10 protein-coding genes are annotated in these 13,142 nt (G+C 70.9%); 4 read left to right on the plus strand and 6 right to left on the minus strand.

Annotated elements, in window-relative coordinates; translation table 11 throughout:
• Positions 1–42: 42 nt before the first annotated feature.
• Positions 43–2,673 (minus strand): multicopper oxidase domain-containing protein, encoded by a 2,631-nt coding sequence (locus ACWDLG_RS39270; protein WP_449929812.1) that lies wholly within the window; start codon positions 2,671–2,673, stop codon positions 43–45.
• A 388-nt stretch (positions 2,674–3,061) separates the two neighbouring features.
• Here ACWDLG_RS39270 and ACWDLG_RS39275 point away from each other — a divergent pair, with 388 nt between their 5' ends.
• Both ACWDLG_RS39275 and ACWDLG_RS39280 read left to right on the plus strand, forming a co-directional pair.
• Positions 3,062–3,568, plus strand: coding sequence for a hemerythrin domain-containing protein (locus tag ACWDLG_RS39275; RefSeq protein ID WP_449929814.1), 507 nt, complete (start codon positions 3,062–3,064; stop codon positions 3,566–3,568).
• Positions 3,565–4,761, plus strand: a complete 1,197-nt coding sequence (locus tag ACWDLG_RS39280; protein ID WP_449929816.1) for an MFS transporter — start codon at positions 3,565–3,567, stop codon at positions 4,759–4,761. Before ACWDLG_RS39275 ends, ACWDLG_RS39280 begins: the two co-directional genes overlap by 4 nt.
• A 43-nt stretch (positions 4,762–4,804) precedes the next feature.
• On the opposite strand, the gene ACWDLG_RS39285 is transcribed toward ACWDLG_RS39280, so the two are convergent.
• Complete coding sequence (locus ACWDLG_RS39285; RefSeq protein WP_449929818.1) at positions 4,805–5,215, minus strand: hemerythrin domain-containing protein; 411 nt, start codon at positions 5,213–5,215, stop codon at positions 4,805–4,807.
• A gap of 231 nt (positions 5,216–5,446) precedes the next feature.
• Positions 5,447–6,418, minus strand: coding sequence for an Acg family FMN-binding oxidoreductase (locus tag ACWDLG_RS39290; protein WP_449929820.1), 972 nt, complete (start codon positions 6,416–6,418; stop codon positions 5,447–5,449).
• A 475-nt stretch (positions 6,419–6,893) separates the two neighbouring features.
• On the opposite strand from ACWDLG_RS39290, the gene ACWDLG_RS39295 reads away from it, so the two are divergent.
• Positions 6,894–10,244: a S8 family serine peptidase gene (locus tag ACWDLG_RS39295; RefSeq protein ID WP_449929822.1), complete on the plus strand. Its 3,351-nt coding sequence runs from the start codon at positions 6,894–6,896 to the stop codon at positions 10,242–10,244.
• A 30-nt stretch (positions 10,245–10,274) separates the two neighbouring features.
• On the opposite strand, the gene ACWDLG_RS39300 is transcribed toward ACWDLG_RS39295, so the two are convergent.
• From ACWDLG_RS39300 to ACWDLG_RS39310, 3 genes are all read right to left on the minus strand, one after another.
• Positions 10,275–10,478, minus strand: a complete 204-nt coding sequence (locus tag ACWDLG_RS39300; RefSeq protein WP_449929824.1) for a hypothetical protein — start codon at positions 10,476–10,478, stop codon at positions 10,275–10,277.
• Positions 10,479–10,924: 446 nt separating this feature from the next.
• Complete coding sequence (locus ACWDLG_RS39305) at positions 10,925–11,413, minus strand: DUF6326 family protein (protein ID WP_449929826.1); 489 nt, start codon at positions 11,411–11,413, stop codon at positions 10,925–10,927.
• 96 nt (positions 11,414–11,509) lie between these two features.
• Complete coding sequence (locus tag ACWDLG_RS39310; protein ID WP_449929828.1) at positions 11,510–12,043, minus strand: alcohol dehydrogenase catalytic domain-containing protein; 534 nt, start codon at positions 12,041–12,043, stop codon at positions 11,510–11,512.
• A gap of 330 nt (positions 12,044–12,373) precedes the next feature.
• On the opposite strand from ACWDLG_RS39310, the gene ACWDLG_RS39315 reads away from it, so the two are divergent.
• Positions 12,374–13,003 carry a TetR/AcrR family transcriptional regulator gene (locus tag ACWDLG_RS39315; protein WP_449929830.1) on the plus strand — a complete coding sequence of 210 codons (630 nt, stop codon included), beginning with the start codon at positions 12,374–12,376 and terminating at the stop codon, positions 13,001–13,003.
• Positions 13,004–13,142: the final 139 nt, after the last annotated feature.

Here is a 13,142-nt window from a genome sequence, read left to right on the forward strand (position 1 = left end):
CGGGCCACGGATCACGTGGCCGGCGGGCGACCGGCCACCGGGTCACCGTGCGCCCACCGAGAAGATCCCGTGAGCGCCGGCCTCGGCCCGCACCATCCCGTGGTCCACGAAGGGATAGTGGCCCGGCTCCGGGAACACCCACTCGGCGAAGCCGCCCTGCGCCGGCGCCAGGTCCAGCACCTGGCCTCCGCCAGGGTCGCCCTTGCGCAGCAGATAGGCGCCTTCCTTGTAGACCGTGTCGAACGGCACGCCCACCACATGGAAAGCGGTTCCGGAAGTCGGGCCCGCCGCCACCACCCAGGCCCGCACCCGCTCCCCGGCCCTGGCCTTGACGGGGGCGTGGTCGTATCCGGCGGCGGTGCCGTTGAACATCCAGCCGTCGGGCCGCACGTCCCGGATCTTGGCCGCCTGGGCTGCGTCTCCGGGCTGGCCGAGGTACAGCTCGCCCTGGACGAACAGGAACTCCCGGTCGACCCGCGGCAGGCCCGGCGGGTCGATGATGACGGCGCCGTACATGCCGTGGGCGATGTGCTGGCTCATCGGCATGGTGGAGCAGTGGTACAGCCAGGCGCCCGCCCGGTCGGCACGGAAGCGGTAGGTCAGCCGCTCTCCCGGGTCGATGGTGCGCATCGGTCCGTCGGGAGCCAGTGCCCCGGCATGGAAGTCGATCCCGTGTCCGATGAGCCCGTCGTTGACGAACGTGACGACGAAGGTGTCGCCGACCCTGCCGCGCAGCACCGGGCCGGGAACCGTGCCGTTGAACGTCCACATCCTGCGGCGCACGCCCGGCGCGACCTCCAGATCGGTCTCCTTCACCCGGATCTCGACCTGGTGCTCCCTCCCGCCCCGCGCGGGCGGCAACACGGCGTCGTACGGCTTCCAGTCCTGCGACGTCGGCGCGGCCGGATCCAGGGAAGCCGCGCCCTGCCTGCCACCTGACTGCCCGCCACCTGGCTGCCCGGTGGCCTGCTGGTGCCCGGTGCCGTCGTGCCCGGTGCCGTCGGGTCCGGCGCGGCCTTCGCCGCCCGGTCCGCCGGCCACATCGGGGGTCGGCTCGATGCGCATGGTCATGCCCGCCGCCCGATGCCCGGCGACGGTGCACCAGCCCTCCACCCTCGCCGCCAGCGGGGTCAGCCGGAGCACGGCGGTCTGTCCCCGCCGGAGCATCGGCGTGCTCTCACCCGTGGACAGCCGCAGGTCATGGCGCTGGGCGTCGGCGTTGGTGACACGCAGCGTCAGCACCGTGCCCGGGGCGGCGGTGATGACGGCCGGCCGCACTCGCATACCCGACAACGTCACCTCCACCGTCCGCGCGGCCCCGGGAACGACCTGGCGCTGGGGCGTGGTGGCGCCTCCTGACATCGCCACCGCCACGGCCGCCGCCGTCAGCAGGCAGCCGACGGCCACGCCCAGCGGCGTGGCCCGGCTTCGCCCCTCCCGGTGGCGCGCCCGCACGAACGCCGTCACGGCCAGCATGACGAATGCGGCGACGGGCGCGAGGACGAGGGCCCAGCCCGCCACGTCGAAGAAGGCGGGAACCGGCAGAGCCAACAGCGCCACGCCGAGGGTGGCGGAGACCAGCCGGTAGCGCCAGCCCCAGGCCAACAGGTCGGCGTTCTCCTTGAAGCGGACCGGCCCGCCCCCGAGCACGGCCGGCAGCAGGTGCATCAGTGAGCCGAGCAGCACCTGCGGCAGGAAGCCGGCGAGCATCAGCGGCAGCAGCGGCTCCAGGGCGGGCGCGAGATCGTCGGGACCGTGCATGACGACGAGGACGAGGTCGACGACCAGTGCGACGCCGAACCACGCCACCCCCGCGCCCACCGTCCAGGCCGCCCCCGTGTGCGGGCGGCGCCGCCGTACCGTCTCGGCCAGAGGGATGAGCGCGACACCCACGGCGGCGAGATACACCGCCAGTCCCGCCACCGCCACCCACCGCAGCCCCAGCAGCAGGCCCGACAACGTCAGCACCAGACCCGCGACGGCCAGCCACAGGGCGATGCGCGAGCAGCGCCGCGTCAGCACGGACAGGCGCGTGCGCAGGAGCGTCGGCCACAGCATGAACAGCGTGCCGAGCACCGTGAGAGCCACCCAGCCGAGCAGGTTCATCTGCGCGTGGGCGGCGTGCATCCGCTCGTGGAGTACGCCGTGCCCGACGTGGGCGGCCAGCAGGCCGCCCAGCGTTCCGCCCACCGCCAGAGCGCCCATGGCGGCCAGATACCAGCCGATGATGTGGCCGAGCTGCCCCGGCAGCGCCCGCCTGGTCATCCCGGCCAGCACCATCGCGTGCCAGACGACCACCGCCACGACCGCCACGGCCCCGGCCGCTGCCACCGGCCACGGTCCGACGGACAGGCCGGCCAGGACCGCCACGGTGGCGGCGTTCAGCGTGCCCAGCCGGATGAGGCTGCCGCGCCGGCCCGGCGCCGGGGCGCGGAGGATCGCCGCGGCGAAGTGCTCGCTCCAGATGAGGATCGCTGTGCTGACCGCGCCCAGCAGGAAGAGGTGGATGACCAGCCAGCGCGGCGCGGGCAGCTGCGGCTGGGCCAGGGCGGCGGCCACGGTCACGCCCAACCAGGCCACCACGACCGCGTTCGCCCGCAGATGCCAGGACGCGCGCGGCCGCGGCGGCGCGCCGTCCGTCCTCTTACCGATCATCACCTCGACGGGTGGCATGCCGGCTTCCCTTCGCTCCGAGCCCAGGACGCGATGAGAGGCACGACGTGTCCGGCGAACGGCGGCACCTGCGCGGCAGCACGGCGGACTTCCTTCGGGCAGGCCGGACGCGCCGCGGTCGCGGCGCGGCAAGCCGGAACCATGCCGGCCTCGTCCAACGGTCGTCGTCAGGCTAGGCAACGGCGCCGGGCCGGAGGGCGGGCGAAAGTCCACGAAGCGCGGGACCAAAGTCCCTCCTGAGTTCCCCGCCGTTTCTCGAGGGACGCTCGGTCCGGCGAACAGGGACCTTGGTCCCTAGGCCGGTGCGACGTCCTTCGCGTGCAATGTGTGTGCTCTCGACAGAGGCGGCCGCAAGGGCAGGCGGCCATGAACGGGAAGGGGTTCCGTGGTGGCTGTGTGTGACGACTTCGCCGAGACGTTCCGTGAGGAGCACCGCGACGCGCGTGACCACCTCCTCGAGCTGATGGCCGCATTCGACGCCCACGACACGACGCGCGCACGGCGTGCGGTCGCGGCTCTGACGGCCGTCATCGGCCCGCACTTCCGCTACGAGGAGGAATCGCTCCTCCCGCGGCTGATGCCGGTCGTCGGCGAGGAACACGTGGACCGGCTCTTCGCCGAGCACGACGCCGTCATCCGCGATGTGCGCCGGCTGCTGGAACTGGCCGACCGCACGCGGATCGACCCGCTGCGGGCCGAGCGCGGCATCGAGCTCGCCCGGCGCGTCCTGTCGCACGTCGGCGAATGTGACGGGCTGTCGCTCATGGCCGAGACGCTGTCATGCGACCAGGTGATCGACGTTCTCGCCGCCCGCGACGCCGCCCTGGAGAAGAACCTCGATCTTCTGACCTGGGCGGGCACGGTCCGGGCGCGCGACACAGGAGGAACGATATGACAACCGTGCAGGCACCCGCCGGCGCGTCGACGGCCGCCACGAGCGGCAGGACGACGGCGCTCCTGCTGGCCACCGCCGGCTTCGCGGTGAACTTCTGGGCGTGGGCGCTGCTCAGCCCGCTGGGGCCGGTGTACAAGGAACTGCTGGGCCTGACCCCGCTGGAGGTCTCCATCCTGGTGGCGGTCCCTGTCGTCATCGGCTCGCTGGGCCGGATCGTGCTGGGCGCCCTGACCGACCGGTACGGCGGGCGGCTGATGTTCGCCGTGGCCAGCCTCCTCGGCGTGGTCCCCGTGATATTCCTCGCCTTCGCCTCCAGCTATCCCACCCTGCTCGCCGGAGGGCTCGTCCTGGGCCTGACCGGCGCCACCTTCGCCATCGGCGTGCCGTTCGTCAGCGGGTGGTTCCCGCCCGAGCGGCGCGGCCTGGCCCTGGGCATCTTCGGCATGGGCAACATCGGGACCGCGATCTCCGGGTTCGCGACGCCGTGGATCGCGGCTCAGTACGGCCGGCCGGCCCCCTTCTTCGTGGTCGCGGTGGCCATGGTCGCCGTCGGTGTGGCCTTCCTGGTGATGGGCCGCGACGCGCCCGGAACCCGGCCTGCCGCCGAGCCGTTCCTGACCAGGTTCGTGACGGCGGCCAGGCTGCGCATCACCCGGGAACTGGCCGCCATGTACGCGCTGACCTTCGGCGGTTTCGTCGCCTTCGGCGTCTACCTGCCGCTCTACCTGAAGGCCGAGTACGGGCTGACCACCGCCGACGCCGCCGCCAGGGCGGCCGGTTTCGTGCTGCTCGCCACGCTCGCCCGCCCGGTGGGCGGCTGGCTGTCCGACCGGATGGGCGGCGAGAAGGTGCTGTCGGCGGTGCTGGCCACCGTGGTTGTCTGCGCCATCGTGGTCTCCTTCGCCCCCGTCATGGTCGTGGCCACACCGGGATTCCTCGTCATGGCCGCCGCGCTGGGCCTGGGCAACGGCGCCGTCTTCGCGCTGCTCGGCCGTGGCGTCCCCGGGTCCATGGTGGGCAGCGCCACGGGAGTGGTGGGCGCCGCGGGCGGTCTGGGCGGCTTCCTCCCGCCCATCGTGATGGGCCTGATCTTCCAGTCCACCGGCTCCTACGCCATCGGGCTGATGCTGCTGGCGACCATGGCCTGCGGGGCGTTCGTCTACTGCTGGTTCGTCCTCCGCCGGCGCGCCTGAACGGTCCGCGGACGGGCTCGTGCCCGTTGCCTGTCCTCGCCGGTCACTCGGGAACGAGCTGTTCAGGGGTGATCCTGTCCCAGGCGGGAAGGGGGAGCATGATCGCGGCAGCGGGGAACAGGCCGTGCTCCTCCTTGTCGATGTGCCGGTGCAGCCGCTGGATGGCGGCGAGGACCAGCGCCCAGTCCGGGACCGCCCGGTTCACGCCGAGGAGCGCCTCATGGATGTCGGCGTGCTCGGCGCACAGGCGGTCCACCTCGCCGGCGAGCGTCCCATCCGCTCGCAGCTCCGCGAAAAGCCCGCTCTCTTCGGTGGCGGTGTGCGGAACCAATCGGGCGAGCAGGGCGTCCAGCAGCGCCAGGGACTCGTCGTGGCGGCCGTCGTTGATCGACCTGCGCAGAGCGCCGGCGATCTCCTGGATCTCCACGTGCTCCCTGGTGAGCTGCCCGATCAACGGGAACTCCCGACATCCGCAGTAATTGCACATCTCTGACCTCATCGTGTGGTTTGTGGCCGAGGATGCCCGCCCGTCCAGCGTGCGGGCAGGGCCGACAGACCCGTTCCGAAGGGTCGTTCGGCCCTCGTGAAGTCGCCGGGTGGTCGGGACAGGAGATCCCGACACCGGCCAGGCGGTCACCGCCTTGGCTGCGACGGATCACGGACTGCCATGGCGGACGGTGCCGCGTCAGGGGCGCCACGGCCGTGCGTCGAGGACTTCGTGGAGGGGACGGCGCGTCACGGCCGGGACCGGTGGACCGTATCCCAGCCGTAGAAGCATCTGCACCTGGCCCGGCGTCCCGGCCCGCAGCCCGCCGTCCCGGTCGTCGCCGAGATCCAGCGGTTGGCTGAACAGCGACGCCGACACCCCGTGGGCGGTGGCGGTGAGCAGGAGCCGCTGCAGGGCCTGCCCCGCGGCCAGCCAGTCGCGCGGGCCGTCGTCGCCGGTCAACAGGGCGGCGATCTGCGGATCGCCTTCGTAGGCGGCCACCTCCAGCCGGGTCCCGAGGCTGAAGTCACGCATGGGGAACCCGCTGTCTCTCGGACGCGGGCCGAAGGCGTGGCTCGGAACGCCGTCCGCGCGCGGGCCGTCGCCCGTCCAGCGGGACAGCTCGCCACGGTACGCGTCATCGCTGGACAGCGCCCGATCGGCGGCGGCGATCATGTCAAGAACGCGACGGGCCGCCCCGCCGCGCAGCATGACGAGACTCGCCCCCTCCTGGCGGACAGCGGCGACGAGATCGGCGACGACGTGAGGAGGCAGCGAGCGATCGTCGAAGGGAAAACGGTTGGTGCGCCGACAGGGGATCGCGGCATGCAGCCGTCGCTCCTCGGCCGACGGCGGCTCTCCCGGGGCGGTACGGACGACAGCCAGGAGATCGGGCGCCGAACGCGGCGCGGGCAACGGCAGGACGCGAGCCTCGCACCCGCTCATCCGGATGGACAGCCTCATGTTGAACAACGCCGCTCCGCAGCTCATGACCAGGCAGCGCCCGAGGGGATCGACGACCTTCAGCCGGCGGCGGAGGTCGGCGTACACGGAAACACTGTCCTTGAGGTGGTAGAACAGCCACGGCTGGGTGTTGTGCACCGAGGGCGCGGCGATGGCGGCCTCGATCACGCGGCGCACGCCCGAGCGGGTGTCGAAGGGCTTGGTCATGCTGCTCCTCACGTTGCGTCCCAGGTGCGCCCACGCCATCTGCTTCTGAAGGGCCACGCCTGACGCGGGCGGGGAAGGCATGCTCGGGCGCGACGGTTCGAGCCTTGCGCTCCGTCCTTGGCTCGGCGAAGGTCTTTGGTCCCGAAAACCATGACCGTTCGTCACCAGCAGGCGGCGACGGCGGTCCGGCCAGGTCGCGGCGCGCCCGTCTGCTCGTCGGCGAGGCGCGCCGCGCGCCACACCGTGACCGGGGGTCGGTGACGATAGCTGCCAGACATGCCGCGCAAGATTGGCAATTTCCCCCTATAGGCCAAATCCCGACTTCGAATTAGTCTCCGAGTCATGATCGGGTGCCCTGACCGGGTGCCCGTTCACGTTTCACCCGCCGGGGAGGGTCGTCGAGGTCCCTCCGGCCTGCCCGGCGGTGGGTGACGAGCCTTCCTGGTGTCCATGCAGTCCCTAGGGAGGATTCTCAGTGCCGAGCAACCCCCAATTACCCTCGATCAGGCTCCTGATCACCTCGGCGGCCGCGTTAGCCCTGGTCGCGTCCGCGGCTCCGCCCGCCCTCGCCGGTCCCACCCCCACCCCCACCCCCGCCGACAAGGCGAAATGGACGGCGACCCCCGTGACGGGCGGCGAGCTGGTGGACGGCGCCAAGTCGGCCACCGGCAAGCTGGCCAGGAGCGACGCGGCCGTGCTCAGCGCCACCACGCACGACACCGTCAACGTCGTGGTCAAGCTGGACTACGACTCGCTGGCCGCCTACCAGGGCGGGCTGAAGGGCCTGCCCGGTACCAGCCCTGCGGTGACCGGCAGATCCCTGGACGTGCGCAGCGCCGACGCCCAGAAGTACGGCAAGCACATCGAGCAGGTGGAGAGCGAGTTCCTTGAGGCGCTGGGCCGTACGCTGCCCGCCGCGAAGGTCGGCCAGAAACTGCGGGTCGTCTACGGCGGCATCGCGCTGCGGCTGCCGGCCGACCAGGCCAAGACTCTTGTCAAGCTGCCCGGTGTGGCCGCCGTCCAGGCCGACAAGGCCGAGCAGCTGCTGACCGACTCCAGCCCCGCCTTCATCGGCGCGCCCGCGATCTACAGCAAGCTCGGCGGCAGCGCCGCCTCCGGCAAGGGCGTCAACGTCGGCATCCTGGACTCGGGGGCCTGGCCCGAGCATCCGCAGTTCGCCGACCCCGGCGGCCTGCCCGCGCCGGGCCCGACCAAGGACGGCACGCCCCGCGTGTGCGACTTCGGCGACAACCCGCTCACCCCGGCTCCCGACGTGTTCGCCTGCAACAACAAGCTGATCGGCGGCGCGCCGTACCTGGACACGTACAACGCGGTCTTCGGCGGCGAGGTCTACCCTGACTCGGCCCGTGACTCCAACGGCCACGGCACGCACACCGCGACCACCTCGGCCGGCGGCCCGGTGGCCGACGCCAACCCGCTGGGCATCAGCCGCGGACCGATCCACGGCATCGCGCCCGCCGCGCAGGTCTCGGTCTACAAGGTGTGCGGCGCGGAGGGCTGCTTCCCGTCCGACTCCGCGCAGGCCGTCGGCCGGGCGATCCTGGACGGCGTCCGCGTGATCAACTTCTCCATCTCCGGCGGCACCGACCCCTACAGCGATCCGGTGGAGCTGGCCTTCCTGGACGCCTACGCGGCCGGTGTGCTGGTGTCGGCCTCGGCGGGCAACGACGGGCCCGGCGCGGGCACGGTCAACCACCTCAGCCCCTGGGTCACCACGGTGGCCGCCTCCACGCAGAGCCGTACCTTCCAGTCCACGGTCACGCTGCGCGGTGCGGGCGGCGTGACGGCCACGGTCAAGGGCGCCTCTGTCACCGGCGGCGTCGACGCGCCGCTGCCGGTGGTACTGGCGTCGGCTCCGCCGTACTCCAACGCGTTATGCACGACGCCGGCTCCCGCGGGCCTGTTCGCCGGGAAGATCGTCGCCTGCGAGCGCGGCCCCAACCGGGTGCTGAAGAGCTTCAACGTCAAGCAGGGCGGCGCGGCCGGCATGCTGCTGTACAACTCCAGCCCGCTCGACATCATGACCGACAACCACTGGATCCCGACCGTCCACCTGGACAAGCCCGACGGCGACGCGCTGCGCGCCTTCCTGGCCGCCAACCCCGGCGCCACCGCCTCGTTCACTCAGGGCACCAAGGCGACCTGGCAGGGCGATGCCATGACCACGTTCTCCTCGCGCGGTCCCGGCGGCGACTTCCTCAAGCCTGACGTGACCGCGCCCGGCCTGCACATCCTGGCCGGCACCACACCCACCCCCGAGAGCCCGCTGGAGGGACCGCCGGGCAACCTCTACCAGGCGATCGCCGGCACGTCCATGTCGTCGCCGCACGTGGCGGGCTCGGCGGCGCTGGTGTTCGCCCTGCACCCCGACTGGACGCCAGGACAGGTCAAGTCGGCGCTGGAGAGCACCGCGACCACCAAGGTCACCAAGCAGGACCGGACCACCCCCGCGGACCCGTTCGACTTCGGCGGCGGCCGTATCGACCTCACCCGCGCCGGTGACCCCGGCCTGACCATGGACGAGAGCGCGGCCAACTTCCTTGCCGCGCAGACCGACACGCTCAACCGCATCGACCTCAACCTGCCCTCGGTCAACGCACCGGTCATGCCCGGCGTCATCACCGCCAAGCGCACGCTCACCAACGTCACGAACGAGACGCTCACCTACACCGCGAGCGGCACCACGGTCGATGGCGCCAAGATCGTGGTCGTGCCGCCGCTGATCTCCGTGAAGCCGGGCAAGAGCGCCAGGATCAGCGTGGTGATCACCGCGCCCGAACTGCCGGACGGACAGTATTTCGGCCAGGTCAACCTCAAGCAGGTCGGTGGCAAGCGGGATCTGCACCTTCCGGTGGCCTTCGTCCGCAAGGAGGGCGCCGTCCCGATCGACCAGACCTGCGCGCCGGCCGCGATTCCCCGTGACACCGGCGAGTCCGTCTGCACCGTCACCGTCCAGAACAACACCCTGGCCGACGCCGAGGTGACCGCGCTCAGCACGCTCGACAGCAAGCTGCGCCTCAACTCCGTCACCGGCGCCACCAAGATCGGCGCCCAGATCGCCACGGCCAAGCAGACGCTGGCCGCCCGCCAGCCCGACAAGCCCGCCATCGCGCCCGGCGCCAGCCCGGCCGGCTACCTGCCGCTGGATGCCTTCGGCATCACGCCCAGCCCGATCGGGGACGAGCAGGCGCTGAACTTCACCGTGCCGGCGTTCGTCTTCGCCGGTAAGACCTACAACCGCATCGGCATCACCTCCAACGGCTACAGCGTGGTCGGCGGCACCACCAGCGGAGAGGACGTCACCTTCCAGCCGCAGACCCTGCCCGACCCCGCCCGCCCGAACAACGTCCTGGCGAGCTACTGGACGGACCTCGACGGCTCCGGCACGCCCGGGGTCTACGCCGCGACGCTCAGCGACGGTGTCAACCGGTGGCTCGTGCTGGAGTGGCGGGTCAACGCTTTCGGCACCACCAGCCTGAAGGTCTTCCAGCAGTGGATCGGCCTCAACGGGGCCGAGGACATCTCCTACACCTACGATCCCGCCAACCTGCCCGGCGAACCGCCGACCGGCACCGGCCTGACCGTCGGCGCCGAGAACGACGAAGGCACGGCGGGCGCCCAGATCACCGGACCGCCTACCACCGACCTGCGCGTGACCAGCACGCCAGGGGCGCCCGGCGGGGTGCTGACCTACACGATGCGGATCAAGGGGGTGGCGACGGGCGTCGGCTCGGTCACCACCGCCACGTCCACGCCGCAGGTCAAGGGCATCACCGTCGAGGTGGACAAGATAACCGTGCAGTAGCCTTCCGAGGGGCCCGGCCCGCCGGGCCCCTCACCTGTCGAGGTGCTCGGGCCGTTCCCTGCGGACCCAGGTCACCCCGCGCACGCCGGCCAGTTCGACCTCGGGCCCGTCACACACGACGACCACCTGGCCTGGACGGAGCTCCCGCGACAACCGGGCACCGGCCACGCCCGCCAGAGCCTCACGGAACTCCTCGACGGGCACGGCGATCGCCACGATGTAGGAGACCTTCATGGCTCGTGCGCGGCTGGGTCGATCCCACGGGCGACGAACCGGCGGCGCGCCGAACGGTTCATGACAGCCAGAATCGGCAGCCGGCGTTCCTCGCGTCAAGCCCGCCCGAGACATGGGAGAGGGGCGATGCGTCGCCCGTGACGGCCGGGGAAGCCGGGCAGGGTCGCGTCGACGGTGTCCCGACATGTGAGCCCCCGCCCGCCGGAGAACGGCGGGCGGGGGATTCCGCGTGTCAGCCTTCGAGCGAGCCCGCGGGCTGGAGGCCGGCGTTTCGCCCGCCTCCAGCCCACCGCACAGACGGTCCTGACAGGCGGAACCAAGGGTGGCTGGCGCGGACACCGGACCGCTCGTGAGCAGGTTCTCTGCGTATACCGCGACTGAGCTGGTCACGGTCGGCCCGGTGTCCGCGGCGGCGGGCTTCACGCCGTAGGGCCTTACACGGATACCTACTGTCGAAGGTCCTGTCGAAGGTCGGTCGTCGCGGGACCGGCTGGGACGGCGGGGGTTCGAGGCCATGTCCAGGCGGAGCGCAGGATGAAGGCCAGGAGCAGCACCTCGATTCCGATGGAGAGGCCGTAGAAGGGGGCCCAGTCCCAGGACTCCCCTACCGCGTTGAACACCGAGAAGGGGATGTAGAGCAATGCAACGACGAGGTTCGTGGCGCGGTTCACCCGGGCGGGCAGCGTCATGGAGAGCATCACCATCAGGATCGGGATCGCCACGGACGCGGTGAAAATGGTCAACAACATCGGGCTGATGTCGAACTCAAAGACGACGCCAGCCAGGATGTCGTCGACGGTGCCAGGCTTGTAGAGGTGGAAGTAGTCGATGTAGATGTAGAGGAACATGAAGCTGGTCCATGCGGCGGCGAGCTTGGCCTGCACGGGGATCGGCGGGTTGTCGAGCAGGTTCGGGGTGTTCGTTTGGATGGTCATCGGTTCTTCTTCCGAGAGGAGCGGTCCGTCCGCCGGAGTGGCGGCAGGTTGGGGCGTACATACGCACGGGTTGGGTCGTTCTCGTCGGTCCGGTCGTCAGACGGTGACGACGACCTTTCCTCGGGTGTGGCCGGCCGCGACGTAGCGGAGGGCGTCGGCTGCTTCGTCGACGTTGCGGGTGCTGCACACACCCGTCTCCTCGGCGCCAAACGCCTTGGCGATCTGTACGGCGAAGGAGCCCACGCCGCCCGACGTGCCCGTGACCAGCACCGTCTGGCCCGGTCGAACGTTCGCGATCTTGCGCAATGCCTGCAACGCCGCCGTGGCCGAGGTGTGCACCGCTGGCGCGTCCACGACCGACAGGTTGGCGGGCACGGACAAGAGGTTGTCCGCCGGGAAGCAGGCGGACTCCGCGAGCGTTCCAGCGGTGCTCTGGCCGAACACCTCGTCGCCGGGGCGGAGAGCGGTGACATCCTTCCCGACCGCTGCCGCCACGCCAGCGAGGTCCCTGCCAGGGATGCCGTGGCGCGGCCGGCGGAACCTGAACGCCAAGCGCGCCACGTACGGCTCACCGGTCATGACGAAGTAGTCGCCAGGATGTACCGAGGCCGCGCCCACCTGGACGAGCACATCGCCTCGACCGGGCAGCGGTAGCCCGACCTCGGACGACTCGAGCACTGAGGGCGGCCCGCATCGTCGTCGCCCCGGCCGGACTCGCCCCCGGCAGGCGTGCTCCGGCATTCGATCGCTGTTCGATTCCCACAGAAGCCTCCTCACGTCCGAGCTACGACTCTCGCTGGTTCGTACATCGTACGTCGTACGCTGTACTACGAGTAGTACGCTGTACCATGACCGTACGCTGAACGATTGTCAAGCCGTTCGAGGGAGCGAGGAGACCCGTTGTCTGCAAGGGAACGACGCCAGGTCGCGTCAGATGCGGGGCTGAGCAGGAAGCGGGTGGTGGCCGAGGCGGTCCGGCTCGCCGACCGCGAGGGGGTCGGCGAGCTGAGCATGCGCCAGCTGGCTCGCGCGCTCGGCGCGGGCGCGATGTCGCTCTACCACTACGTAGCGAGCAAGGAGGACTTGCTGGACGCCATGATCGACGTCGTGTTCGAGGAGATCGAGCTCCCCCCTGAAGAGACCGACTGGCAGTCAGCGATGCGACGGCGGGCGGTATCCGCCCGACAGGTTCTCGCACGCCACCCGTGGGCGATCGGCCTGATGGAGTCGCGGACATCGCCGGGGCCCGCGAACCTCCGCCACCGCGAAGCGGTCACCGCCTGCCTGCGGAGGGCCGGCTTCCCGGTCTTGATGGCGACGCACGCCAACTGGTTGCTCGACAGCTACGTCTACGGTTTCGCCCTGCAGGAAGCCAGCCTGCCGTTCGACACCGCCGATGAGTTCGCGGACATGGCCGAGGACGTCTTCCTGCCCCAGCTTCCTCCTGACGAGTTCCCCTACCTCAACGAGTCCGCCGCGGTGCTCGCCGCTGCCGGCTACGACCCGGCGGAGGAGTTCACCTTCGGCCTCGACCTCGTCCTAGCCGCCCTCGAGCCTCTGAGAGTGCCTCACGTGAGCCTCCATCCGTGATGTCGTTATGTGATCGTGTGGATTTGTAGTGTTACCGCCAGTCTGCGGGTCCAGTTGTGCTGGGATGGCGCGGTGACTGAGCGCAAGCCGTACCCGAGCGACTTAACCGACGCTCAGTGGGCGTTGATCGAACCGGTCC

It is taken from the genome of Nonomuraea sp. NPDC003727, from assembly GCF_053586935.1.